Annotated in this window: 22 protein-coding genes; 12 read left to right on the top strand and 10 right to left on the bottom strand. The window is 46.0% G+C overall.

What is annotated here, in order from left to right:
- Nucleotides 1-250 precede the first annotated feature (250 nt).
- On the top strand, nucleotides 251-829 hold the full coding sequence (locus ORJ00_RS09650) for a DUF6151 family protein (protein ID WP_205623228.1): 579 nt from the start codon (nucleotides 251-253) through the stop codon (nucleotides 827-829).
- A gap of 11 nt (nucleotides 830-840) precedes the next feature.
- On the opposite strand, the gene ORJ00_RS09645 is transcribed toward ORJ00_RS09650, so the two are convergent.
- Complete coding sequence (locus ORJ00_RS09645; protein ID WP_305977292.1) at nucleotides 841-1,320, bottom strand: CreA family protein; 480 nt, start codon at nucleotides 1,318-1,320, stop codon at nucleotides 841-843.
- Nucleotides 1,321-1,552: 232 nt separating this feature from the next.
- On the opposite strand from ORJ00_RS09645, the gene ORJ00_RS09640 reads away from it, so the two are divergent.
- The 3 genes from ORJ00_RS09640 (at nucleotide 1,553) to ORJ00_RS09630 (ending at nucleotide 4,416) form a co-directional block, all read left to right on the top strand.
- On the top strand, nucleotides 1,553-2,452 hold the full coding sequence (locus ORJ00_RS09640) for a MipA/OmpV family protein (RefSeq protein ID WP_306137214.1): 900 nt from the start codon (nucleotides 1,553-1,555) through the stop codon (nucleotides 2,450-2,452).
- 178 nt (nucleotides 2,453-2,630) lie between these two features.
- Entirely contained in the window at nucleotides 2,631-2,945 is a 315-nt protein-coding gene (locus ORJ00_RS09635; RefSeq protein ID WP_027671675.1) for a DUF6172 family protein, read from the top strand.
- 196 nt (nucleotides 2,946-3,141) lie between these two features.
- Nucleotides 3,142-4,416 (top strand): DEAD/DEAH box helicase, encoded by a 1,275-nt coding sequence (locus ORJ00_RS09630; RefSeq protein ID WP_027671674.1) that lies wholly within the window; start codon nucleotides 3,142-3,144, stop codon nucleotides 4,414-4,416.
- A gap of 87 nt (nucleotides 4,417-4,503) precedes the next feature.
- On the opposite strand, the gene katG is transcribed toward ORJ00_RS09630, so the two are convergent.
- Entirely contained in the window at nucleotides 4,504-6,768 is a 2,265-nt protein-coding gene (gene katG / locus ORJ00_RS09625; protein ID WP_306139689.1) for a catalase/peroxidase HPI, read from the bottom strand.
- A 421-nt stretch (nucleotides 6,769-7,189) separates the two neighbouring features.
- Here katG and ORJ00_RS09620 point away from each other — a divergent pair, with 421 nt between their 5' ends.
- From ORJ00_RS09620 to ORJ00_RS09605, 4 genes are all read left to right on the top strand, one after another.
- A complete protein-coding gene (locus ORJ00_RS09620; protein WP_306139688.1) occupies nucleotides 7,190-7,747 on the top strand; it encodes a cytochrome b in 558 nt (185 codons plus the stop codon).
- A gap of 67 nt (nucleotides 7,748-7,814) precedes the next feature.
- Entirely contained in the window at nucleotides 7,815-9,698 is a 1,884-nt protein-coding gene (locus ORJ00_RS09615) for a cation:proton antiporter domain-containing protein (RefSeq protein ID WP_306139687.1), read from the top strand.
- Nucleotides 9,699-9,712: 14 nt separating this feature from the next.
- Nucleotides 9,713-12,115 carry a zinc-dependent metalloprotease gene (locus ORJ00_RS09610; RefSeq protein ID WP_306139686.1) on the top strand — a complete coding sequence of 801 codons (2,403 nt, stop codon included), beginning with the start codon at nucleotides 9,713-9,715 and terminating at the stop codon, nucleotides 12,113-12,115.
- Nucleotides 12,116-12,287: 172 nt separating this feature from the next.
- Nucleotides 12,288-13,025: a PEP-CTERM sorting domain-containing protein gene (locus ORJ00_RS09605; RefSeq protein ID WP_306139685.1), complete on the top strand. Its 738-nt coding sequence runs from the start codon at nucleotides 12,288-12,290 to the stop codon at nucleotides 13,023-13,025.
- 54 nt (nucleotides 13,026-13,079) lie between these two features.
- Here the strand turns inward: ORJ00_RS09605 and ORJ00_RS09600 are convergent, their stop codons facing one another.
- The gene (locus ORJ00_RS09600; protein ID WP_306125871.1) at nucleotides 13,080-13,712 is read right to left on the bottom strand and encodes a lysoplasmalogenase; all 633 of its coding nucleotides are present in this window, start codon (nucleotides 13,710-13,712) and stop codon (nucleotides 13,080-13,082) included.
- 53 nt (nucleotides 13,713-13,765) lie between these two features.
- Here ORJ00_RS09600 and ORJ00_RS09595 point away from each other — a divergent pair, with 53 nt between their 5' ends.
- Entirely contained in the window at nucleotides 13,766-14,323 is a 558-nt protein-coding gene (locus ORJ00_RS09595) for a GNAT family N-acetyltransferase (protein WP_306139682.1), read from the top strand.
- Between the two features lie 99 nt (nucleotides 14,324-14,422).
- Here ORJ00_RS09595 and ORJ00_RS09590 read toward each other — a convergent pair whose 3' ends face one another.
- From ORJ00_RS09590 to rnk, 6 genes are all read right to left on the bottom strand, one after another.
- Nucleotides 14,423-15,037, bottom strand: coding sequence for a hypothetical protein (locus ORJ00_RS09590; RefSeq protein ID WP_306139681.1), 615 nt, complete (start codon nucleotides 15,035-15,037; stop codon nucleotides 14,423-14,425).
- Between the two features lie 22 nt (nucleotides 15,038-15,059).
- Entirely contained in the window at nucleotides 15,060-15,281 is a 222-nt protein-coding gene (locus ORJ00_RS09585) for a helix-turn-helix domain-containing protein (RefSeq protein WP_027671666.1), read from the bottom strand.
- Between the two features lie 176 nt (nucleotides 15,282-15,457).
- The gene (locus tag ORJ00_RS09580) at nucleotides 15,458-17,542 is read right to left on the bottom strand and encodes a collagen-like protein (protein ID WP_306139680.1); all 2,085 of its coding nucleotides are present in this window, start codon (nucleotides 17,540-17,542) and stop codon (nucleotides 15,458-15,460) included.
- A gap of 234 nt (nucleotides 17,543-17,776) precedes the next feature.
- Nucleotides 17,777-18,529: a class I SAM-dependent DNA methyltransferase gene (locus tag ORJ00_RS09575; protein WP_037054800.1), complete on the bottom strand. Its 753-nt coding sequence runs from the start codon at nucleotides 18,527-18,529 to the stop codon at nucleotides 17,777-17,779.
- Nucleotides 18,530-18,625: 96 nt separating this feature from the next.
- On the bottom strand, nucleotides 18,626-19,012 hold the full coding sequence (locus tag ORJ00_RS09570; protein ID WP_306125867.1) for a glutathione S-transferase N-terminal domain-containing protein: 387 nt from the start codon (nucleotides 19,010-19,012) through the stop codon (nucleotides 18,626-18,628).
- 154 nt (nucleotides 19,013-19,166) lie between these two features.
- Nucleotides 19,167-19,571 carry a nucleoside diphosphate kinase regulator gene (rnk, locus tag ORJ00_RS09565; RefSeq protein ID WP_306139678.1) on the bottom strand — a complete coding sequence of 135 codons (405 nt, stop codon included), beginning with the start codon at nucleotides 19,569-19,571 and terminating at the stop codon, nucleotides 19,167-19,169.
- A 183-nt stretch (nucleotides 19,572-19,754) separates the two neighbouring features.
- On the opposite strand from rnk, the gene ORJ00_RS09560 reads away from it, so the two are divergent.
- A complete protein-coding gene (locus ORJ00_RS09560) occupies nucleotides 19,755-20,291 on the top strand; it encodes an OmpA family protein (RefSeq protein ID WP_306125865.1) in 537 nt (178 codons plus the stop codon).
- 210 nt (nucleotides 20,292-20,501) lie between these two features.
- Here ORJ00_RS09560 and ORJ00_RS09555 read toward each other — a convergent pair whose 3' ends face one another.
- Nucleotides 20,502-20,909 carry a hypothetical protein gene (locus ORJ00_RS09555; protein ID WP_306139677.1) on the bottom strand — a complete coding sequence of 136 codons (408 nt, stop codon included), beginning with the start codon at nucleotides 20,907-20,909 and terminating at the stop codon, nucleotides 20,502-20,504.
- A gap of 267 nt (nucleotides 20,910-21,176) precedes the next feature.
- On the opposite strand from ORJ00_RS09555, the gene ORJ00_RS09550 reads away from it, so the two are divergent.
- Both ORJ00_RS09550 and ORJ00_RS09545 read left to right on the top strand, forming a co-directional pair.
- Complete coding sequence (locus tag ORJ00_RS09550; protein ID WP_306139676.1) at nucleotides 21,177-23,429, top strand: PAS domain S-box protein; 2,253 nt, start codon at nucleotides 21,177-21,179, stop codon at nucleotides 23,427-23,429.
- A 14-nt stretch (nucleotides 23,430-23,443) separates the two neighbouring features.
- Nucleotides 23,444-24,496, top strand: a complete 1,053-nt coding sequence (locus ORJ00_RS09545) for an aldo/keto reductase (protein ID WP_306139675.1) — start codon at nucleotides 23,444-23,446, stop codon at nucleotides 24,494-24,496.
- Nucleotides 24,497-24,535 lie beyond the last annotated feature (39 nt).

Here is a 24,535-nt window from a genome sequence, read left to right as displayed (position 1 = left end):
CAATCGGCTGCGCAGATTTTCTCGTAGTCAAACATGTCACAGATACCCAAAGTTGGTCACAATTTACACTTAACATGAATAACTTGACGACACCTTCAGTGCAATAAAATGTGGTATCGCGCAGCGTAATGTTATATACATTAAATTTACAAATGCATGGTAAGCCGTGTTTAAATACGCGGGCGGCTTGCAGAATAAGATTTAAACTGCACAGCACTTAACCTAATCTGGACAAGGAATGGTGATATTTATGCATTCAATTCAATGTAACTGCGGTGCCGTTAAAGGCAAACTCGAAAACATTGGAACCAGCAATCGTCTTATTTGCTATTGCACGGATTGCCGGGCGTTCGCACATTTTCTTGATAAAGCTCCTGCAATACTAGATGCACAAGGCGGAACTGAGATTGTCCAGGTGGCTCAACAACACCTGCTATTTAGCCAAGGGGAAGAATTTCTATCGGCAGTGCGCCTTAGCGAAAAAGGCATGATCCGCTGGTATGCATCATGTTGTGGAACGCCTATTGGCAATACCTTGGCCAGCCCAAAAATGTCATTTATTGGCCTGATTCATAACTGCCTTGATCGTCAGCAAATGGATAAAGACTTTGGAGCAAAAGTTGCCGTGTTAAACACAGATACCGCTTTAGGCCATGTGAAACCAAAGCAAAGCGGGCTGTTCGGGTTTTTATTTCGCTTTCTTTGGATCGTGACCACGAACCGTATCAACGGAGGGTACAAAAAATCTGCTCTTTTTAATGCTACAGGCTTACCTCGGGTAACCCCTGAAACACTAAGAGCTGACGAATTAGACAAGTTGAAAAATTAATTAAATTGAAATTATTCGCGTGTTGTATTTTCCCCAAGACTCTTTGTGCCATAAGCGTCTGTTCCCCACAGTGCCACGGTAGACAGGCTGTGCTTAAAGCTACCGGAGGTTTCTTTGGTGGAGTAAGACAGATACATTAGCGTTTGGTGTTCAGCGTCTAAAATACGGCGTATCTTCATGCTTTTAAAAAAAATACTCTTTGATTTGGTAAACAGTACTTCACCGTTTTTGCTTTTATCAATTTTGGCAATCATGTCGGCAGTAATAGGGCCGGTTTGGCGACAGGCGATAGCGCTGTCAGACGGGTCAGAAAAATTCAGGTTGGCTTCGATGCTGGATACATGACAGGTCACGCCTGTCACCACTGGATCGGTAAAGGCATCCAGCTTGATATCTTTGGTGGTAAACACGCCCAATGACACGTCGCCTACTTCATTCTTGTCGCATCCGGTAATCATTAGCAGTAGTAATACACAGAATATAGGGCGCATTGCAGGGTTTCCTTTAGTTAGTGATTTCACTGCGTTGTTTGATACAGAAGTTTATTATCCAACACAGCCACCTTGGCAGCATTTCATTAGCATAGCATTGTCGAAGAGGTAACAGGGCAGTTTATATTAGGCACTGTTGTGTATAAACCCTATAGTGAGAATCCGATGTGTATACTGACAGCGAATAAACTGTAAAAATGCAGTTTTGTAACAAAGATTAAAAGGGTAAGCGATGAATTATGCAGTTCTGGCATCACGGTGGTTAATAAGCAGTATGTTATTGTGTGTGACAGCATCCGCTATTGCCCAAAACACCGCTTCACCTGACAGAAATATTACTGGGTTTGAAGCGGGCAACGAGGCGCAGCCTCTGTGGGAATTTGGTGTGGGTGGCGGTTTGGGCCAGGTGCCTAATTATCCTGCGTCATCTGAGCACAATGTTATTGCCCTTGCAGCACCTTATGTTGTGTATCGCGGCGATGTATTTCGTATTGGCGATGGTAATGCTCGCGCGGTTGTTGTTGAAGGCAGTGATATTGAAATTGATATTTCAGTCGGCGGCGCTTTCTCTGCTGACAGCGACGACAATACCGCCAGAGAAGGCATGCCAGAGCTGGATTTCTTATTTGAAATTGGCCCGCAACTGATTTATCGAATTAAAGACTTTTCTTTCGACAACGGTGGCAATGCCAGGTTAACTGCACACTTGCAGGCAAGGTCGGTTTTTTCGACTGATTTTGGCCGTATTGATCATCGTGGTTATGTATTTCAGCCAGCACTGTCTTACCAACAGCGGGGCGCGTTATTCGAAGATGCCGGGTTTCGTGCCTCTTTTAGTTTGATATTTGCCACAGAAAAGCTGCAAGATTATTTTTATCAGGTAGATGATCAGTTTGTATCTAACACCAGAGCGGCGTTTGATGCATCTGGTGGTTTTTTGGGGGCAGAGCTTGCAGCCGGAATTGCATTTTCGCTACATAAAAACATTAGAGGTTTTGCCGGGGGCAGCATCAAGTCACATTACGGCGCGGCTAACCGTAATAGCCCGTTATTTGAGAAAGACATAACTTATAGTATCGGTGTTGGTTTTATCTGGCGTTTGCATCAAAGCGAAGCCAAGGCGACCTGGTAGGCAGCTGGCCACATGATTAAACGTAATAACTGCATTTCAGCTGTCGGGAATGGTTCAGCGTTTAGCTTTTGCAAGAAAATAGCAGATAGTGGCAGTTATCTTTGCGTCATCCATGTAGAATACGCCTTTAAAAGCGCGTTTAGCTTTTACTCTTCAGTGTATATTGGTAGGAATTTTGATGAAAAAGACAATCGCGTTAACTGATCCCAAGCTTAAACCGGCTCGTTTGGTAGACGCCATTAAGTATGATATTAAAAAGTACCTTAACCGGGAGCGTCGCAAGCAGCTACCTGATGATAAGGATTACTGGACGTTTGATTGTCGCTTTGGTGCCACAGAAGACGTTGCAGAACAAATATTTACCTCTGAGATCAATAAACATATTGATGCTGCGGTAGCACAAGAACTGCCCGCGTTTTATATCGAAATTCTTGCCAGAGCATGCAACCATGCGCCGCGTCAGGAAGCCGATGACGAGGTTGACGAAGGCTAAGCGTCAATAGCGTTTTCGCAGCAGGCAAGGACATCGTTTCATGGGTAACTCCTTGCCATGTTGTTAGCATCCTACAGTGTTGCCAGCTAAAACGGCGATAAATGCACTGAATAACAAACAATCCTCTCTTATACCGCTAAAATACTGTATATTCTGCGCTCATTTTTGACTGTAGCAATTCTACAGAGGATCTCTTATGCAATTTTCATCTTTAGATTTAGCGCCAGACCTGCAACGTGCTTTGGTTGCGTGTGGCTACAGTGCAATGACACCCGTTCAAGCGCAGGCCATTGTGCCAGCGCGTCGTGGCAAAGATTTACAAGTAACCGCGCAAACCGGTACTGGTAAAACGGCCGCTTTTGCTATTCCTATATTACAGCGCATGTTGGATAAGCCCAAAGCCACTGTTGCACAACGCCCAAGGGCGTTGATCTTAACGCCAACCCGCGAATTAGCAGAGCAACTTGCCAACACGATTGCCGCTTATGCTCAGTTTTCGCCTATCAGTGTTACGGCACTTTATGGTGGCGTTAAAATGGGTGGCCAGGCGAATAAACTTAATGCAGGCGTTGATATTGTGATCAGCACCCCGGGCCGTTTGTTAGAGCACATGGCGCTGGGTAACGTGATATTAAGTGACGTAGAATTTGTGGTATTAGATGAAGCAGACCGTATGTTAGATATGGGCTTTATCACCGATGTGCTGAACTTACTGCAACAGACTGGGCAGACACGGCAAACCTTGTTATTTTCTGCTACCACGTCGCCGGCAGTAAATGAGTTGTCGCATAAAATTCTGAAAAACCACCAGCAAATTCGCGTAGCGAAAGTTAATAGTGCTGCCGATACCGTTAACCATGTGGTTTATCCGGTCGAAGAAGGACGCAAAATCGAATTGTTTGAGCAGTTATTAGCGGAAAATAACTGGTTTCAGGTGTTGGTATTTACCAGTACTAAAGAGCAGGCAGACCGTCTGTTAGCTGGCCTGCAACAGCGTAAAATTGATGCTGCAGTATGCCATGGTGATAAAAGCCAGGGCGCCAGACGTCGTGCTATCGCTGATTTTAAATCGGCTAAATTACAAGTTTTGATAGCCACCGAAGTGGCAGCCCGGGGTTTGGATATTCAAGGCCTGGATTATGTTGTTAACTTTAACCTGCCGTATTTACCGGAAGACTACGTACACCGTATCGGTCGTACCGGGCGGGCAGGGGCGTCAGGTAATGCTATTTCATTTGTTAGTCGTGAAGAAGAGCAAACCTTACAGCGCATTCAAAGGCTGATGGGAAGCGACGTGAAACGCGTTATTAAGCCGGGTTTTGAAGTGAGTAACCGTGAGTCATTGCTAAAAAATAATGCGCGTAAAGTTTTGTCAGGGCGTTCTAATAAATCAACAGAAACCCAGATCGAGCTGTCAAATACGGCTAAAACTAAGCCCAAAGTTAAAGCGAAACCACGTAGCAGTAAATAGTTAGCAACGCGCCGTTAACGGAGCTGAAGATAACCAAAAATAGAGCGCTGCACCCGTTAACGTGCAGCGCTTTTAGTTTTTAAAGGCTTAACGGTCCAGGTTCATTACCTTGGTCCATGCGGCGACAAAGTCGTCAACAAACTTTTTCTTCGACGTATCAAAGGCATAAACCTCGGCAACGGCACGCAGCTCTGAGTTTGAACCGAAGATCAAATCAACAGAGGTTGCTGTCCATTTTTTGTCGCCGGTTTTACGGTCAAAACCATCGTAAATACCGTCAGTGGCAGATTTTTTCCATACCGTCGACATATCCAGCAAGTTAACAAAAAAGTCGTTGTTTAACGTTCCCGGCTTTGCCGTGAATACGCCGTGTTTAGCACCCTGATAGTTTGCATCCAGTGCCCGTAAGCCGCCCACCAGTACGGTCATCTCAGGTACGGTTAAGTTCAGTTGATCGGCTTTATCAACCAACATTTCTGTAGGTGATTTATAGCTGGCGCTGCTGTCAAAGTAATTTCTAAAACCATCTGCAGTTAACTCAAGTAAGCTAAAAGCATTTTCATCTGTCATATCCTGCGTGGCATCACCACGCCCTGGCGTAAACGGCACTGTGATGTTGTAACCGGCGTCTTTAGCCGCTTGTTCTATTGCGGCTGCGCCACCGAGTACAATTAAATCAGCCAGTGAAACAGTACGTTTGGCTTTATTGAAATCACGTTGAATGGCGGTTAATGCCTGTAATACTTTTGCTGTTTCTGCCGGATTATTTACTGCCCAATCTTTCTGTGGCGCTAAGGCAATGCGTGCGCCGTTTGCCCCTCCGCGCATGTCGGTGCCGCGATAGCTTGCAGCAGAACCCCAGGCAACGCGGACTAACTCAGATACTGTTAACCCTGATTTCAACACTTTTGCTTTAAGCGATTTCACATCGTTAGCGTTGATAGTTGATTGTGTTTTCTGATCTATAGGATCTTGCCAAATCAGAATGTCTTTTGGCACTTCGTTACCCAGGAAATTACGTGGTGGTCCCATATCGCGGTGAGTTAATTTATACCAGGCTTTGGCAAAGGCTAAACGATACTCTTCCGGGTCGGCTAAGAAGCGTTCGGCAATTTTGCGGTATTCCGGGTCAAATTTCAGCGCTAAGTCGGCTGTGGTCATTACCGGTGGGTTGAATTTACCTTTTATATGGGCATCGGGGACCACTTTATGCAACGATTCATCTGTTGGGATCCACTGAATAGCGCCCGCCGGGCTGCGGGTTTGCTTCCATTCAAAATTAAGTAGGTTGCTTAAATACAGTGACGTCCATTGTGTTGGAGCTTGGGTCCAGGCACCTTCTAAACCGCTGGTGGTGGTGTCTTCAGAATGGCCTTTACCACACTTGTTTTTCCAGCCTAACCCTTGCTCTTCAATACCTGCAGCGGCGGGCTCTGGCCCCATGCAGTCTGCTGGTTTTCGGGCGCCATGCATTTTACCAAAGGTGTGGCCACCGGCAATTAATGCCAGGGTTTCTTCATCGTTCATTGCCATGCGGCTAAAAGCTACCCGGATATTTTTCGCTGAGCCAATAGGGTCTGGCACGCCTTTTGGCCCTTCGGGGTTAACGTAGATCAGCCCCATGTGTGTTGCACCAAGTGGGCGTTGCAACTTGCCGTCTTTTTCTTCGCGGTCACTGGCAAGCATTTCAATTTCAGGCCCCCAATAGACTAAATCAGGTTCCCAGTCATCGGCACGACCACCGGCAAAACCATAGGTTTTAAACCCCATATTCTCCAGTGCGACATTACCGGCTAGCACCATTAAGTCTGACCAGGACAGCGCTTCACCATACTTTTGTTTTACCGGCCACAACAAACGGCGGGCTTTGTCCAGGTTGCCGTTATCTGGCCAGCTGTTTAGTGGCTCAAAACGCTGCTGGCCGCCGCCTGCGCCGCCACGGCCATCTAATGTGCGATACGTGCCGGCGCTATGCCACGTCATGCGGATAAAGAAAGGGCCATAATTGCCAAAGTCAGCTGGCCACCAATCTTGTGACTCTGTTAGCAGGGCATTGATGTCCAGTTTTACTTTGGCCAGGTCAAGGCTATTAAATGCTTTGGCATAGTTGAATTCAGCGCCATAGGGGTTTGAGCGGGTGTCATGATCGCGCAGCTGCGCTAAGTTAAGTTGATCCGGCCACCAGAATTGATTGGTTCTTACTGCGCCCAGCTTGGCCATACCGTTCCCTGAGGCTCCAGCAGGCTTGGTCATTTCAGCTTTTGACGGTGTGTCGGCTAAGGCTGTGCCGGAGGCCAGCACTAAGCTCATCATGGCTGCCAACATCGTTTTATTGAATATACGTTGTTTCATTATTTGCGTCCTATAAGTTAACGTAATGTCGTTACATAGTAACGTCCTGATAGTCATCAAATATGTCGCTCAACACCTAAGTAGTACCCTTTAGTTAGTACAATTGAGCAACAGGATTTTTATCCAGGCAGAGGCAGTAACACCTTGTCTGCTCAGGAAAACATCAGTGAAAATAGTATAGTAGTTGCTTAATGGTTTTATACGAATTAAAGCGATTGTCCTAACCGTTAAAATAGATGGATAAGCGTTACTGGCTGTAGGATAGTGAGATATGTCGTTTCAAATGCACGGGCATTGGCGTTTACCTTACTCTTTTAACAAAAAGAACAAACGGCTTTACCGCAGCATTATTTTGCTTGTTTGGTGTTACTATCCGAGATACGTGGGCGGTTTTCTGTTTTGACAAAATATCGAGGGTAAAATGAACTGGCAAAATACATCCGGTCGTTATAACGCGGTCTCCATAGGTTTGCATTGGCTAATGTTGGTGCTAATTATCGCCGTGTACGCCTGCATTGAGCTTAGAGAGTTGTATCCTAAGGGGAGCGACCCGCGCGAGGCATTAAAAATGTGGCATTTTATGCTGGGGTTATCCGTGCTGCTTCTGGTGCTATTGCGTTTGTTCGTGCGTTTTACCAGTGGGGCGACGCCGGCTATAACGCCACCACTTGTAAAGTGGCAGGCGATGTTGGCTAAGGTAGCGCATATTGCGTTATATGGCCTGATTGTAGGGATGCCATTAGCAGGATGGTTGATTTTAAGCCTAAGTGGCAAGCCAATACCGTTTTTTGGCCTGGAGCTGCCTGCGTTGGCAAGCGAGAATAAAGACTTAGCTAAAGTGATAAAAGACATTCATGAAACCGCAGGCACAGTAGGTTATGTTTTAATTGGTGTTCATGCCGTTGCTGCGTTGTTTCATCACTATATTTTACGCGATACCACACTAAGCCGAATGCTGCCCGGTAAGCGTCGCCATTAAACTAGAGTTTGTAACGCTAACCGCATCTGTTCTGGTTTGGTCCTGCCTGTTCGACGGAGATATGTTGATGACCGATTTTTTGTTGCTTGCGTTCATTTTTTTATTGGCAGGAGTTATTGCTGTTCCGCTGGCGACAAAACTGTCGTTAGGTTCGGTGTTAGGCTATCTACTTGCTGGCATTGCCCTTGGTCCGTTGCTCACGTCATTGCAGGTAGACGTGGTGTCCATTCAGCATTTTGCTGAATTTGGTGTGGTGATGATGTTGTTTATCGTTGGCCTAGAGCTGGAGCCTAAAAAGCTCTGGTCTATGCGCAGCCGACTTATCGGGCTAGGCGGTGGGCAAGTTGTTATAACGACACTGGCCATTATGGGCGTTGCGATGGTTTTGGGCATGTCATGGCAAATGGCACTGGCAGTGGGATTGATATTATCAATGTCCTCTACCGCTATTGTGCTTCAAACATTGTCAGAAAGGGGATTATTAAAATCAGACGGCGGTCAGGCGTCGTTTTCGGTGTTGTTAACACAGGATATTGCGGTTATTCCTATGCTGGCATTGATCCCGTTGCTGGCCATGCCAGAGTTTGCTGATACCGCAGCGGTAATGGCGGCACATAGTGCTGATGTCCAAAGTACTGATGCCCAAAGCGCTTCCCACTCTCTTAGTCTGGTAGATAATTTACCCGGCTGGCAAGCGGCTTTGCTCACTATAGCCACTATTGCTGCTGTTATCTTTGGTGGTAATTATTTAACGACTCCGCTGTTTAAGTTTGTTGCACAAGCCCGGTTAAGAGAGTTATTTACGGCAACGGCGCTGCTATTTGTTATCGGTATTGCGTTGATGATGTCGTTGGTGGGGTTGTCTCCTGCGTTGGGTACATTTTTGGCTGGTGTCGTTCTGGCTAACTCACCCTATAAGCATGAACTTGAGAGTAATATCGACCCGTTTAAAGGACTGCTTTTGGGGTTGTTTTTCATCACAGTGGGAGCCAGTGTGAACTTTACGCTGCTTGGCACTGAACTGGGCACAATTATACTGCTCACTCTGGCACTTATCGTCATTAAGATGCTGGTATTACTGCTACTTGGCAAACTATTTAAGATTCAAGGCGCCGAAAAATGGCTAATGGCGATGGGCCTGGCTCAAGCCGGAGAATTTGGTTTTGTGCTGCTCTCGTTTACGGTGGCTAACAATGTATTACCGCAAAGCTTGGCCGATCAACTCTTATTAGTTGTTACCTTATCTATGCTGGTTTCGCCGCTACTGTTTATTTGTTATCAACGCGTGATTGCACCGCGTTTTGTTATCGAAGCTCCAAGTCGTGAAGAGACGTTTCCAACGCATAGTAAGATTATTATTGCCGGCTCTGGCCGGGTTGGTGGCTTGGTCGATCGCATATTAAAAATGGCAGGCTACAACGCAACGGTAGTTGATTACAGCTATAAGCGACTGGCCGCATTGGAGCGGGTAGGTTTACGCTATTTTTTTGGTGATGCAACCCGGCCAGACTTACTAAGCGCCGCCGGCATTAAAGACGCGAATTTGCTGGTTGTCGCGCTGGATGATGCTGAACAAATTACCAAATTAGTACGCTATGTGCTGCAAAATTACCCGCATGTGCATGTAATTGCCAGAGCCATAGACCGACACCATGTGTACGATCTTTATTCATACGGTTGTCGCGACATTATACGTGAAACCTATGACAGTACCTTGCGCATTGGCCGTTCTGCTTTTGAAGCGCTGGGCGTTAGCCGGGAAAACGCAGATAAAATGATTCAGGTGTTTAATCAGCATGACCGCGAATTTATGCTTGCGGTTGCAGATGCCTACGAAGTCGGGGTACCGTTTGAGGAAAATGACGCTTACACCCGCAAAATTATGCAGGTGTTAGAGCAACAAGAACCCTTGGTTGCAAAAGCCATGCAGGATATTTGCAACAAACAATAACAACGGGAGAATAGATGAAGGTTATTAGTCTGCTCGGTGCGCTATTACTGGCCCCGATATTTATTGCTACAACGGGTGTGGTATCAGCAACACCCCAAGGCGGTGACACTGCGGTAAAACAGGCCGTGACCATCGCAGAATTTAGCCAAAATATGGTGCATCAACGCGGTTACTTTGATTTTTACTACGATGCCTCCAGCGATAAAGTGTATCTGTTGGTTGATAAACTGGCACAACCTTTTATTTTTCAAAGCTCTTTGCCACGAGGGATTGGATCAAATGATATTGGCCTGGACCGCGGTCAGTTAGGCGATACCCGCTTGGTGCAGTTTGAGCGTTTTGGCAATAAGGTGATGCTAAAGCAGCTAAACACCTATTATCGAGCTGAGTCTGACAGCCTTGCCGAGCGCTTAAGTGTAGAGGAAGCCTTTGCCAGTTCTGTTATAGCGGGTTTGCCGGTGGTGGCCAGTAATGACTCTGCCGTATTGGTGGATTACACCGAATTTTTACTAAGTGATATACATCAGATAAGTGCCAGTTTGGCGGCACAAAAGCAAGGCAACTATAAGGTTGACAGTAAACGCAGTGGTGTTTATTTACCGCGTAGTAAGGCCTTTGTTAAAAATACAGAACTTGAAGCGTTAGTGACTTTTAGCGGCGATAAAGCGGGGGCTTTCGTTAAGCAGGTTACGCCAGCGGCGGAGGCTATTAGCGTGCATTTGCATCATTCGCTTATTGCTTTACCAGATCCGGGCTACCAAAGCCGGGACTTCCATCCGTATTCCGGTTTTTGGCCGGTGGAATATATGGATTATGCCAGCGCCTTTGATGCGCCTATCGTAAAGCGCTTGTTGCCCCGACACAGACTGGAGAAAAAAGACCCAACCGCCGCGCTTAGCGAGGCAGTTAAACCCATAGTGTATTATCTGGATCCTGCTGTGCCAGAGCCGGTTCGTACTGCGCTATTGGATGGCGCTACGTGGTGGAATACCGCATTTGAACAGCTTGGCTATAAAGATGCCTTTCAGGTGAAGTTGTTACCTGCTGATGCCGACCCGATGGATGTGCGTTACAACGTGATCCAATGGGTGCATCGCGCTACCCGCGGCTGGTCTTATGGTGCTGGTGTAACTGATCCGCGCACCGGTGAAATTATCAAAGGCCACGTTACGCTGGGCTCGCTGCGTGTGCGGCAAGATTTTTTGATTGCCACCGGTTTAACCGCACCTTATAGCAAGGATAATACTGATACAACGTCGCAAAAAGCCATGGCACTGGCACGTATCAGGCAATTATCCGCTCATGAAGTCGGTCATACCCTGGGCCTTATTCATAATTTTGCCGGCAGTGCCAACGGCCGCTCTACCGTGATGGATTACCCACACCCGCAAATTGATTTACATGATGGTAAACCAGCACTGGATAATGCTTATCGTGAAGGACTTGGCGAATGGGATAATTACGCTATTGCCTATGGTTATGGCGATAATTCAGCGGCGCAACGGCAAGAATTGGTGCAAAGTGCGAGACAGCAAGGCCTGCAATATATGGCCGATCAAGATGCGCGGCCGCAAGGAGGCGTAAGTGCCATTGGTCACTTATGGGACAATGGCAGCGATGCCGTAGCTGAGTTGCAGCGTCTTGCAGAGGTGCGCCAGACGGCATTAAACCGTTTTGGTTTGAACAACATTGATAGTGGTCAGCCGTTATCGAGCTTACAAGAGGCATTAGTGCCAATTTATTTACTGCATCGTTATCAGGTTGAAGCGGTCAGTAAGTTGCTCGGTGGCGCCTATTATGAGTACGAGCTAAAAGGGGATTACACCTCACCAAAGGGCTTTCGCTGGGTAGACAACACCAAGCAGCAACAAGCGCTGCAGGCATTGCTTGACACATTAAGCCCTGATTATCTGACATTGCCATCGTCGCTCCTGGCGCTAATTCCACCGAAAGCTTTTGGCGACAGCAATGGCCGCGAGAGTTTTCAGGGCCGTTATGGTCTGGCATTTGATCCACTATCTGCAGCTGAAGCGTCGGCTAACCATACGTTGCAACTGATATTGCATCCGCAGCGGCTCAATCGGCTAAGTGGCCAACAGCAGCTGGGTACTGTGCTGGATGCGGTGTTGGCTGCAACCCTAAAACAAAAGTGGCAAAACGGTTCAGCCGCGTTAATTCAACAACGGGTAGCTCATGTAGCGTTTTATCAGTTGATGCAAAGCCTTACTTCTGTAGAGCTGGCGCCTGAAGCAAAAGCGCTACTGCAACACAAGTTAACAGAACTGGCGAAGGGCTTGGCGAAACACAAAGACGCCAACTATCAACAGTTGCTGGCCCAGTGGCAACGCTACTTGGAAAGCGGTTTATGGCAGCCGGTATTTGTGCCAAAGGCCTTACCGCCAGGTTCGCCTATATAGCGCAATAAATATTTTAAATGTATGTTATATATAGGTAATTTAATATGTTTCAGCGTCAGTATTTTTTACGGATGTAATTTAGGGACGAGATAACTCTCTGTAATTTAACAAATAAATAAATGGCGCGTATTTTGCAAAATTTATGTTGAATAACAACCGAAAAGGGACGTTTATGAAGCTGAAAACATTTTTTTATCTGGTTGCATGTGCGGCATCAATGCATGTTAGTGCTGGGGTAGTTACTCACGAGTTTAATAACGGTGATGATTTATCTGCCTGGCAAACCGATCGCTGCGCGCCGGCAAATTTTGCTATCTCTAACAATGAGTTGGTGTTAGGCATTGACGGTGCTGAAGTCACCAAGTGTGATGCTGACCCATTTTTTTCTACCCAAGGCATGAAGCTGAACACGGGCATGTCTGACTATCTTGGCATCGATATGTTTATAGATGGCACCAATTGGACTGCTGATGGTCGTTACGGAGGCATTTGGGGTGTGGCGTATGACGCATCAGATGCCATTAGCTATTATCCAATTTTAGAGTATTTTGTTACTAACGGTGTGGGTAGCTTACAAGCCTGGGACGGTGACAACGGTTGGGTCGATATTGGTTTTCGTGGCGCAGCGCTAGATAGTTTTAACAATTTGGCGTTTAGTATCAGTGGTGGCGTAATTAGCTATCTGGTAAACGGTAATAATGTTTTTACTACATCAAACGGCGGTCATTCCTACTTTGGTGAAGTGATACTTAATGCGAAGAACGCAGGCACTTCTTACAATGTGCGTTACGACAACCTAACTTACAATACCCCAGCGTCGGTTCCTGAACCTGCTACTATTGCAATTTTAGGTGCGGGCTTGCTGTTTGTAGGCGCTGCGCGTAAACGTCGTCAGACTACTGCAATATAACATTATTCATGCTTATAAGCCCCAGCTTGACTGGGGCTTATGTTATGGATTCAGCTAGTAAGTTTTGTTTTCCTGTCTACGCATAAACCCTCGTATAAGCGCGTATTGCGCCAAATAGTATGTCAGCATTATCAGGCTATCTGCCTCGGGTATTGGCTGATAGAACTTGTTCAGGCCTAGCAATGCATCTGAGCTGATAAAAACCAGCCCGCCGATAATAAGCCAGTTATTGCTGTCTCGGCTGCACCAGGTAGCAAACGACATCGCTACCAGAATTCCGATATAAACTAACACCGGTATTGCCATTTCCCCCAGGGCTGGCCACATCAGGCTTAGCGCAACTGTGGCAAACAGTGTATAGGGGATTAATAATAAAGCATTAAAGCGGACAAAAGGGCGTAGCAGCAATAAGTAGCCTATATGCCCGAACAAGAACGCGGCTAAGCCATAAACAAACAGCGTTTGTGCGTTCCAAGCCAGTAGCACATCTCCTGTCATACAACAGAGCAGGGCAAGAATAAGCCCACGAGGTAACTTGGCTGACGAATGTATTATCCAAGCCAACAGTAATAGCAACGGCAAAATTTTTACTGCAAAGTTCAAAGCAAATTCGCCCTGATAAGAAAGCAATATGTACGCCAGCGCTAACAGGCTGTAACATATAGAAATAGCAAAAGGCATAGTCATAATTCAGCTGTAAAACAGAGGCTTAGCCTAACACAGTAAGATGGATATACAATATGGTAATACGGGTACAACCTAGTGCAAGGCTATCGTTTTCCTTGCTAAGTGATCAAGATGCTGACCTTATGTTTGAGGTTGATCAAGATGAAGATGTGATGCGTTATCTCAATGGCGGTAAGCGTACGTCAATGCAGCAGATTATCGACGTTATGTTACCTCGCATGGCGCTGTACCGTAAGCCGGAGCTGGGTTATGGGATTTGGCAGGTACTCCGGACTGACGATAATGCCTATATGGGGTGGGTATTGATCCGGCCCATGGGGTTTGACACCGAAACGCCAAGTAACAATGACGTTGAAATTGGCTGGCGTTTTAAAAAGCCCTTTTGGGGCCAGGGATATGCCAGTGAAGCCGCGGCAGCGGTGGCGAATGCGGTAGTAAAAGCAAATCCAAAGGTGCGTTATCTGTCGGCTACGGCAATGGTTGAGAATGCCGGCTCCATTGGTGTAATGCGTAAACTAGGCATGCACTTTATAAAGCGTTATAGGCATAAGGATGCGCTGGGGGAAGTTGATGCTGTGTTATACAGAAAAGAAATTAGCTCGTCATGCTGACATTTAATTAATAAGTTGTATCAGCGCAACGAGCATAGCAGTTTACTGCGGTGGTAGTGCATTACTCGGATTATAACAGTTGAACTATTAGCCTTTTATTTATACCACCTCTAACATTTTTGGTGCTGCAAGAAAATAATAAGCCAGTAGTAGCAAAGCAACAGGAAAAATAAAGATGTTTGCCGGGCTGAAAATAATGCTTAGTTGCAGTAAACAGCCTGCAAGCAGAATTACTGCGAAGTACTTTAGTATACTTGGCGCGCCAGTTCGGTTAAGTAGTAGCACTACGCTTAGTACGAGGCCCACTAATGCGTAGGCAAATAACACCCCCAGGGCAACCACCACGGTAAACTCACCAATAGTGTTGATAGTTTGTTCTGACAGCGTTGTTGCGGTAACTGCAAGTGCAACATCAACCAACACTGTCGCATGAAAAATAATTACCAGCACTGCCATTAATAGTAATAAAACAGCTGGGGTGGCAGAGCTTAAGCGCTCAGCAAAGCTTCGCCGTAAACTGACGTAAATGTAAACCTCTAAGGCGCCAACAAATACAAACGCTAAGTCAGACAAACTTAAGCTAAGCATATCTGCGCGATAAACCTCAACAAAATTCTCTGAACCAATATGAAAGGCATAAAGCCAATATATTGGAAAGGCTACTGCCAGTATCAGCGCCGCAATACCCGGGGCAGCATAATCATTTTTAAACATAAAAACCTCCTATATGCCGGCTTTAGTCGGTGCCGGAGTCATTGTCTACATATTGCAAAATATCACCAGGCTGACAGTTCAGCGCCTGACAAATGGCGGCTAGCGTACTAAAGCGGATTGCCTTTACTTTGCCGGTTTTTAACAGCGAAAGATTGGTCATGGACACACCAACTTGCTGTGACAACTCAGTAAGTGACATCTTCTTTTTAGCCAGTTCTATATCGAGATTAATTTGTATATTCATAGCGCAAACTGTAGCTGATTTTTTTGCGTACATCAATAAAATATTTATGATAAACATAAAATATTTTATGTTTTATATTTTGGTGTGGTTAGGGGGTAATGATGTAATTGTTGTCGCTGAGTTTAAATTGCCACTGGAACAGGTGTTCCAGTGGCATGCATAACCGGGATGGTTGGTTAAGGTGTGTTCAAGTAAACCGGTACAATGGCGACCGATTCTGGCGCTGTAAATACATAGCTGGCATCAGCCGCTATATTACCGCCGCCGCTGCTTAGGATGTTGTCAAAGCGTAGTACAAGGTTATTAGACTTCTCGGCAACATACAGGTGCTGGCCGCTATACATAATATCTACAGGGTTGCCCAGCGCGGTGTTATTGCCCACGATATTCACGGCTATTTCTGTTAAACCATTGGCAGAGCCGGCATTGTTCAACACATACACTTTACCGTCGCTCGCATCTGCGGCGCTGCCAACATCAGATAACATTAATACATCACTGGCGAAGTCATAATCAATACCATGCAGGTTAGTGGGTGCTGCCACAGCGGTGCCGTTTATGGCCGGCGTAATAATACTGTTGGCGGCACTGATATTAGTGACACCGGCTAACCATTTGCTTCTGACTTCATTAAATACTGCGACTGTGCCGTTTGTCAGTGCAACAAAGGCTTTGTCCGTTGCTGGGTCGTAATCGACATCCCACGGCCTGGCGGGAGCGGTATTCAAGCTCAGCAGTGGCGCGGCGTTGCCGCTGGCGCAAGCCGAGTAAATTAGTACGCCAGGGCTGGTAGCGTTATTTTCTGCAACAAAGATAAGGCCGGTGGCAGAGTCAACATCCAAACCTTTTGGCGAAATTAAACCAGTATTACTGCCGCTGATAATACGATCCTGTGCCGCAGTATATTGCTCGCCATTGCGTCGTGTGGCAACGCGGTTTGATATCACAATACCGCCGCTATCTGCGGTGTCAAAGCTGGTATAGCTGTCGCCTGCGATATCAAACGTCACACTTTCGATATTCTGCATGGCATTATACTGGCTCAATTCACTGGTGAGTGCGGCATTTACCCGGCTAATTTGACCAGTGGTGGGGCCCGCAGCTGCGGGGTTACTGGATACGGCGACGCCCAGTAATACCACAGGACTAGTGCTATCAGAGATATCGGCATCTTGTTTGGGTGTTGTCAGTTGTACCAGTGATTCTGGTTTAAGCGCAGAGGTGATTAAATCTGGTGCAATATCGCCGCTTTGGCCGGAAAAAATATTGGCAAATACCAAGATGGCATCATTGGCTTTTTCTGCCACGCGCAGCTCAGTGCCTGATAGTAGGATATCGACCGGATTACCTAACTGGGTCGCTGGGCCAGTAATGACGCGGGAAGGTATCACTTCGCCATCGGCAACAGAAATATTATTCAGTACAAATAAACTGCCGTCACTGGCATCGCTAGCACTGCCGACGTCTGATAGCACCAGCTTGTCTGACAGCCTGTCATAGGCAATGCCGTGCAAATTAACCGATACCTGCATACCTTCAGCATTAACCGGGGTAATGCTGCGTGTTGGCATAGCGGCATAATCACTGCTGACATAATTGTCGTAAACTGACAATATGCCATTGGTCAGGGCAACATACAGGCGGTCGTTCATGTCATCATAAAACAGATCCCACGGCATAGATTCGGTGGTAGTGGTGGCTAATGGCGCAGTATTACCGGCAGCTGCGGCCCCATAAACAGTTACCTGCATGGCGTTTTGGTCAGCAATAAACACTAAACCCAATTTTTTCGATACGGCGATCCCTTTAGGATTCACCATCCCCGTGGCAGTACCGGTTATTTCACGATCGACATTGCTATCAAATGCGGCGCCATCTGGGCGCTGGGCAATATGGCAAAAAGTTTTCAGGCTGCCATTAGTGCTGTCACCGGCTTGCAGCATATTACCCAGGGGGTCCAGAGCGATCCCTTCATTATTCAGTCCCTGTAGACGTTTTAAGGCAGTAGCGTTTTGATCGACTACATCGACAGTACCGCTGTTGCTTGAGCCATTGTTAGAGACTAAAAAATTAGCGGCGCTAAAACCCGGAGTGCCATTTTGGCCTGGGGGGCCGGCTTCACCGTTGCTGCCAGCCTGACCAGCTGCTCCGTCCATTCCATCATCACCATTACAACCAGAAAGGGCCATTACCATGGCTAATGTTAATGCGCTCAAAGAGAGTGTGCCGCTAATATAGCGTGTCGGTTTTACTGTATTCATTCTGTTTTCCTTACATTATCAATAGCGTTTGGTGAACAACAGGCCGACAGCACTAACCCCGGCACGCGTAAAAAATGCTCACCCCAGCCACAGAAACGACTGAGTTATGTAATTGGATGCAGTAAATGAAAAAAATCAGCAAAAAGTTATCAGACAGGAGAGCCCCACAACTAAAACTTGCAGTAGCCGTGTTGCAGAAAACGTAAAATAACAGTCAGCGCAGATCTGCGCTGCTTAATTGTCGCGTTTTACACAAACAAACAACGCATTACCTGCACTGTTGTCCCATGGTTGTATTTTGTCGTAATCGTGCGCCAGTATCTGCACATCAAAGTAGGGAGCGAGCAATGCCGTAAGTGCGGAAAAGTGCAGGGCAACCATGCTATGTTGGTCTTGCCAGTGTTGCGTAATATTCGCTGTGGTTTTGGTAATGTTTAACTTTAGTGTCTGCTGCTCACCTGTGCCACTGTAATACCAGGCCGACGCAAATTCAAAATGGTTGTCACCCAAGGTTGTATTGTGGCGCACAATGCTGTGGTTACAAATTTTGTCTTTATCTACGGCATTAAAGCAAAATACACCACCTGCATTTAACGCTGTGTAGGCGCTTACAATGCATTGTTTTAGCAAGGCAATAGATTGGCTGTAATGAATTGAATATAAAAAGCAGGTAATTAAATCAACCTGCTGTGTTAGTTCAAAGCCACACATATTTTGCAGTGTAAAGCTGGCTTCAGGGCAGCGTTGCTGGGCAATATCCAGCATAGGCTGATGAATATCCAGCCCACTGCTGCGGTAACCATAGTCGATAAAATGGCGTATGTGTGGCCCGGTACCGCAGGCTAAATCCAGATGAGCATTACCGCCATTGCCAAACAACTGATGTAACCGCTGTACCATATTGCTTTGTGCTTGATAATTAATATCACAGCACATTAAATCATAGTAGCCAGACAAGTCGGTGTATAACGCAGTAGAGGACAACATAAGGTAGTGCCGCTCGGGCTGAATTTCGGTGGCGCATTTTATAGTAGTTTACTGCGTTTGCGAAGTGCCAATATAACAGCCGTTTTGTACTTATGTTTAGTCGGTTGTAGCCGCAAAACGCTGCTGTAAATAAGCAATAATGTCTGCAGACTCATACAGCCACTGAACCTCATTATTACTGGTTTCGATACGAAGACAGGGAACTTTCGTTTTTCCGCCGCCGCTTTCCAGTTCTTTGCGGTGATGCCGGTTATGCTGCGCATCATATTTAACAATATTAAGACCAAGCCGCGCCATTTCTTTGCGAACTTTAATGCAAAATGGGCAAGCCTTAAATTGATACAGAGCCAGTTGTTGACAGGCAAGGTCTACTTTGTATTGTTCTGCCGGGCTGCGCTCTAATGCTTTTGGGGTGGTCAATTTTTCCGCCAACAGCATAAAAGGGGTTAAGATAAGACGAACTAAACGAAAAAATAAACGCATATACAACTCTGTAAGTTAATGGAAGAATGGTTAAACAGTATCTGATGTAAAACAATACAACAGCTCGGCTATTGTATCATTTTGCTTACTATTGGCCTACAGCCGCGGTCATCTGTATTGAGATGACCGCGGGCAACTGCACCGTGTCAATATATTATCGATGGTAGGCTCCTTCGCGTTCAGGTTGATAAATAATTTCATTTACCTTGATAGTAGACATGATGCTGCTTGGAAGTGGCCAGTTAATGCTATCACCGGTACGAAGTCCCAGCAAAGCACTACCAACGGGCGCTAACACTGAAATTTTTTCGCCACTTCGATCGGCATCTTTAGGGTAAACCAGCGTCAAGCAACTGCTTTTTCCATCACCAAAGGTAAAACGTACTGTAGAGTTCATGCTGACCACATCAACGGGCAAATGTTGAGGCGAAACGATGCTGGCACGCGCCAGCTCCTGACGCAATGTATCTACACCGGTAACGCTGGAGCTAAGTGTATCAAGGAGTTGTTCTAATCTGTCGATATCGGTTGTAGTGGGCCCTATTTCAGGGGTATTCATGTACATCAACCCGCGCTGCATCAGCGTTTACTCGTCTTTTGTCTGCTATAAAAAGATGATTATGTTTGTAAGAAGATATTGTCTGCCATATGTAAATATTAATATTTATTAATGTACATGGTTAAGTTAAAATTGAGTCTAATTTTTAACATTTATTCTCATTGATTAACCCGGAGTGCAACCTTGCGTACGTCATTGCTTACCGCTGCAGTTATAGCGGCACTAATTACAACAGGCTGTGTTAACACAGCAAACCAAACCCAAGACAGCGCTCAAGCTGCAACGAATGACAGTCCGCCAGCCAGTACCGTGTTTGCTGCCAGACTATACCCGGTAGAGGGCTTAAAGACATTTGATGTACCCAATAATAGTGTGAAAGTGGCGTTTGGTGGAAACACCATGTTTTCTCATGACGGCGCAAGTTTAAGTACAGAGGCACAGCAACAGCTTATTCAGGTGGCTAACGCACTTAACAATGTGGCTTTCAGTCGTGTGGTTGTGCTTGGGTATACCGACAGTTCTGGCAAATTAGCTCATAACAATATGTTGTCACAACAACGTGCAGATCAGGTTAGGTCTTTTCTTGTGCAGCAAGGTATAGCAACTGATCGCGTCAGTGCTGAAGGACGCGGCCCGGCAGAGCCTATTGCTGACAATAAAACGGCTCAGGGCAGAGCCGCAAATCGTCGGGTTGAACTTACCGTGGTATTTGAATCGTAGTAAAGATTAATAAATGTATGTGTAGTCGCCGCTATTGCGCTCCGTGCTGCTGTAGCGGTTTAACAATACTGATCTTGCCGCACAGATACTGTCGCAAGCTGAAACGCTGGCCCAACAATATCCGGCTCACGATCGTTATTAGCTGCAGCGAGCAAAGTGGCCTTTGAGAGCACGTTGCCTGATTAGTGCGATCTAATAGCTGGAATATAGTTATTGCTGCAGTAGCCAACCATTTTCAGCGTTACGCAATGATAATGTCTGTTGCTTAACTTGATATTCATCGCCAGCTTTAAAATCACCATATTGCAGCTTTAACATACCTGCAGAGATGCCTTTAGCCATTTTTTCAAGTGGGTTGCCTGGTTTAGCGGTTTGTTCATCCATATAGGCTTTAAACGAGGTCTGAAATTTGATGGTATAAGACACTTCAGCAACATATTGATATTCACTTTCTTGCCAGCCGTTTATTTTTTTTAGGTGTTCAATGTTAATTAAAGCATCATACTGTGAATCAAATTGCTGCTGCAGTAACTGCTCGAGTTTACTTTCACTTGGCGTGTCTGAACAGGCAGTCAAGCTTATAGCTAACACTATGGCAGCGGGTAAATGTCGAATCATACAAGGCTCTGTTTTACAATTAAACGGCTATTATGCGTGAGGTTTAGCAGCCAACACAATAGCGACATTGCGGCCTATTACAGCGCGTTGTTGCGTTGTGGGTTTCAGCAACGTGCAAATGTTCCTAAGAGACTAGCCTCGCCTAACTTTGGCTAATTGACTAAGTCTGATTTATCATTGTTTTATGCAGATGTATTTAACTCGCTATTGTGCTACAAAACAGTATCGTGCTGCCGCTTTCCCAGCTTTAAAGGGCAAATTAACGCTATGTCGTTGTCAGATAAAGAAAAGTTAAATGAACTTATTGCCGCTAATAATATTGCTACCTGGGAGTGGCATATTCCCAGCGGTGATACGGTGTTTAACAATCATTGGGCTGAAATGGTTGGCTATCAACTGCAAGAATTAATGCCCTTTAGTTTAACTATTTGGCGCAATCTTTTACATCCTGCCGATTTGGCTAAAGCAGAAAAAGCATTAGACGAGCATTTTAACGCAGTCACGCCATTTTACGATGTTGAAGCCCGAATGCAGCACAAACAAGGCCACTGGGTTTGGGTACGCATGCGTGGGCGAGTAGTGCAACGGGATGTTGAAGGTAAGCCGATCCTGATGTTTGGTACGCATTGCGACATCACGACAGATAAGCAAGCTAAATTTGCTGAGCAGCAGCACAAGCACACTTACGATTTGTTAATTCGTACTGGTGATATTGCCAATATCGGCACCTGGGAGGTGACCATGCCGCCAACGTCACCACGTTGGGATACCGTAACCCGGCGTATACATCAGGTTGAGGATGATTTTAATTGCGACATGGCAAGAGCTATTGAGTTTTATCAGGAGGGCGAGAGTCGGGAGCGGATCGCTAAGGTGTTTTCTGCTGCTGTCAACGAGGCTGTAACATTTGATGAGGAGTTTGAAATTGTTACTGCTAGAGATGAGCTGCGTTGGGTTAGGACGATAGGTATTCCAGAGTTTCATGATGGTGAGTGTATTCGGGTTTATGGGTTATTTCAGGATATTACTCAAGTAAAAACGGCCTATGATTCACTGCAGAGCCTAAGTAGTACTTTGTACAATGTTATGGATGCCGCCTCGGAAATTGCCATTATTGCTACTGACCTCGAAGGTGTTATTACGTTATTTAACCGTGGCGCCGAATTAATGCTCGGGTATAAAGCCGACGAGTTAGTAGGTAAACACACACCGATGCAATTTCATGATAGCGATGAAGTAACGCTGCGGGCAAAAGAGCTAAGAGAAGAATTTCAAGTTCCTATTACTGGCATTGATGTTTTTGCTTATTTGCCAAGGCGTGATGGCAAAGAGAGCCGGCGCTGGATATACCGCTGCAAACATGGCACTGAATTATGGGTGCAGTTGGTGGTAACCCCAATGTATAACGCCCAAAAGCAATTAACGGGTTACCTTGGCATGGCGCGTGATATTACCTTGCAAGAACATATTAGTTTTGAGTTAAAACAGTTTTTTGATTTATCCCAAAACCTAATGTGTATTATCAGTTTGCAAGGCTATTTTGAACGGGTAAATCATGCGTTCACGGTAATACTGGGATATTCTGAAAAAGATCTTCTGTTAACGCCTTATGCTGAGCTTATTCATCCGCAAGATATTGATGAGACCGCCGAAGAAATTAAGCGGCTGTATGATGGCGATAAGTCACTTGGTTTTGTTAACCGGTTAAAGCATCATGATGGCCACTATGTCACGCTGGAATGGTTTACCACACCCGATCCGGACACGGGTAAACTGTATGCCACCGCCCAAGACATTACCGAGCGTCATCGGCTTGAGTTGATGAAAACCGAGTTTGTCTCTACCGTAAGCCATGAACTGCGCACGCCACTAACCGCTATCTCAGGCGCCTTGGGTTTAGTGTTGTCTGAACGTTTGGGCCCGCTGTCAGCGCCGCATCAACACTTATTAAAATTAGCTAGCGACAATAGCCAGCGATTAACGTTTTTAATTAATGATTTACTGGATATCGAAAAACTGGCGGCCGGTAAAATGCGTATTAAGTTGCAACCGCACTCTGTAACCGCATTGTTAGCGCAAGCTATTGCTGAAAATCAAACTTATGCGCTTGAAAAACAGGTTATTATTGAAAATGCTGCTGCAGCAATTGACGCCGCGCTGGATGCTAAGTTAGACCGGTTTCGCTTTTTACAGGTTATGGCAAATTTATTATCAAATGCCATTAAGTTTTCACCAGCGAATGGAAGGGTTATTGTCAACGCTGAGGTTGTTGATGACGCTATACGTATTAGCGTACAAGATAACGGCCCCGGTATTGCTGAGGATTTCAAGCATCGAATATTTCAAAAGTTCTCTCAAGCCGATGCCAGTGATTCGCGGATTGAAGGCGGGACAGGGTTAGGTTTAGCATTAAGTAAGCAGTTGGTAGAGGCAATGCATGGCCGTATATATTTTGACTCAACGCCCGGCCAAGGTGCCTGTTTTTATCTCACATTTTCGCTTTTGAAAAGCAATACGTAGTAAAAGGAACATTAATGCAATACTCCAATTTGGGTCACAGCGGTGTAAAAGTATCTCGCGTGTGTTTAGGGACTATGACTTGGGGCACTCAAAATACGCAGGCTGACGCCGACGCTCAACTTGCTTATGCACTTGAGCAAGGTGTTAATTTTTTTGATACCGCAGAGTTATATTCGGTCCCCCCAACGGCCGAGTCTTATGGCGCAACCGAGCGTATAATTGGTAACTGGTTACATCGTCATCCGGCACTGCGCCAAAACTTGGTATTAGCAACAAAAATAGCCGGTAGCGGCTTGCCCTATATCCGCGAGGGAACAGGTATTAGTCCGCAAAGTATTGTCAGTGCCATTGACGATTCTTTAACGCGATTACAAACCGACTACATCGACCTTTATCAACTGCATTGGCCAAACCGGGTGTCGCCACATTTTGGCAAACACGGCGTCGGACAGATTGGATTTTCAGACATTAATGCCCAGCAGCAAACTGATGATATGCTGGCCATATTGCAGACACTACAACACTGTGTTGATGCGGGCAAAATTCGCTACTTTGGTTTGTCTAATGAAACACCCTGGGGGATTAGCCAGTATCTTAAACTCAGCCAACAGTATAATTTGCCTAAAATGGTGTCGATTCAAAATGAGTTTGGCCCGTTACACACTAAAGATTGGCCTTATCTTATTGAGCAATGTGTCCATGAAGACATCGCCTATTTGCCATGGTCGCCTTTAGCCGGTGGCGCACTCAGTGGTAAGTACTTAGGTGGCGCCAGGCCGCAAGGCTCGCGCTGGAGTATGTTGCAACGTAACGGTTTATTTCGTGACACTCCTGAATCGAATAAAGCGATAGCCGCTTTTGTTGAGTTAGCAAATAGCCATAACCTTAGCCCGGCAGCGTTAGCACTAAGTTGGGTTAATCAGGTTGATGGTGTGACATCTACCATTATTGGCGCCACCAGCATGGCGCAGCTGCAGCAGAATATTGCCGCATTTTCTGTAGCGTTAACACCTGAGCAAATGGCTGACATGGCACTGTTTTTACGCCAGTATCCGGCGCCGTTTTAATACCGCGTTTGCCAAGCGGAGAAGGCGTATTGTGCTGGC

Origin of the sequence: Rheinheimera baltica (assembly GCF_030731985.1) — a bacterium.
Lineage (GTDB): Bacteria > Pseudomonadota > Gammaproteobacteria > Enterobacterales > Alteromonadaceae > Alishewanella > Alishewanella baltica.
This window is presented reverse-complemented; position numbering and strand designations above follow the sequence as displayed.

Bases quoted from the DNA above. Each gene is read 5' to 3' on its own strand.
- ORJ00_RS09570 (WP_306125867.1), bottom strand. From the start codon at position 19,012: ATGCGTTTATTTTTTCGTTTAGTTCGTCTTATCTTAACCCCTTTTATG.
- ORJ00_RS09620 (WP_306139688.1), top strand. From the start codon at position 7,190: ATGAACTGGCAAAATACATCCGGTCGTTATAACGCGGTCTCCATAGGT.
- ORJ00_RS09550 (WP_306139676.1), top strand. From the start codon at position 21,177: ATGTCGTTGTCAGATAAAGAAAAGTTAAATGAACTTATTGCCGCTAAT.
- ORJ00_RS09605 (WP_306139685.1), top strand. From the start codon at position 12,288: ATGAAGCTGAAAACATTTTTTTATCTGGTTGCATGTGCGGCATCAATG.
- ORJ00_RS09650 (WP_205623228.1), top strand. From the start codon at position 251: ATGCATTCAATTCAATGTAACTGCGGTGCCGTTAAAGGCAAACTCGAA.
- ORJ00_RS09575 (WP_037054800.1), bottom strand. From the start codon at position 18,529: ATGTTGTCCTCTACTGCGTTATACACCGACTTGTCTGGCTACTATGAT.
- ORJ00_RS09615 (WP_306139687.1), top strand. From the start codon at position 7,815: ATGACCGATTTTTTGTTGCTTGCGTTCATTTTTTTATTGGCAGGAGTT.
- ORJ00_RS09630 (WP_027671674.1), top strand. From the start codon at position 3,142: ATGCAATTTTCATCTTTAGATTTAGCGCCAGACCTGCAACGTGCTTTG.
- ORJ00_RS09585 (WP_027671666.1), bottom strand. From the start codon at position 15,281: ATGAATATACAAATTAATCTCGATATAGAACTGGCTAAAAAGAAGATG.
- ORJ00_RS09640 (WP_306137214.1), top strand. From the start codon at position 1,553: ATGAATTATGCAGTTCTGGCATCACGGTGGTTAATAAGCAGTATGTTA.
- ORJ00_RS09555 (WP_306139677.1), bottom strand. From the start codon at position 20,909: ATGATTCGACATTTACCCGCTGCCATAGTGTTAGCTATAAGCTTGACT.
- ORJ00_RS09600 (WP_306125871.1), bottom strand. From the start codon at position 13,712: ATGACTATGCCTTTTGCTATTTCTATATGTTACAGCCTGTTAGCGCTG.
- ORJ00_RS09610 (WP_306139686.1), top strand. From the start codon at position 9,713: ATGAAGGTTATTAGTCTGCTCGGTGCGCTATTACTGGCCCCGATATTT.
- ORJ00_RS09545 (WP_306139675.1), top strand. From the start codon at position 23,444: ATGCAATACTCCAATTTGGGTCACAGCGGTGTAAAAGTATCTCGCGTG.
- ORJ00_RS09595 (WP_306139682.1), top strand. From the start codon at position 13,766: ATGGTAATACGGGTACAACCTAGTGCAAGGCTATCGTTTTCCTTGCTA.
- rnk (WP_306139678.1), bottom strand. From the start codon at position 19,571: ATGAATACCCCTGAAATAGGGCCCACTACAACCGATATCGACAGATTA.
- katG (WP_306139689.1), bottom strand. From the start codon at position 6,768: ATGAAACAACGTATATTCAATAAAACGATGTTGGCAGCCATGATGAGC.
- ORJ00_RS09590 (WP_306139681.1), bottom strand. From the start codon at position 15,037: ATGTTTAAAAATGATTATGCTGCCCCGGGTATTGCGGCGCTGATACTG.
- ORJ00_RS09645 (WP_305977292.1), bottom strand. From the start codon at position 1,320: ATGCGCCCTATATTCTGTGTATTACTACTGCTAATGATTACCGGATGC.
- ORJ00_RS09635 (WP_027671675.1), top strand. From the start codon at position 2,631: ATGAAAAAGACAATCGCGTTAACTGATCCCAAGCTTAAACCGGCTCGT.
- ORJ00_RS09580 (WP_306139680.1), bottom strand. From the start codon at position 17,542: ATGAATACAGTAAAACCGACACGCTATATTAGCGGCACACTCTCTTTG.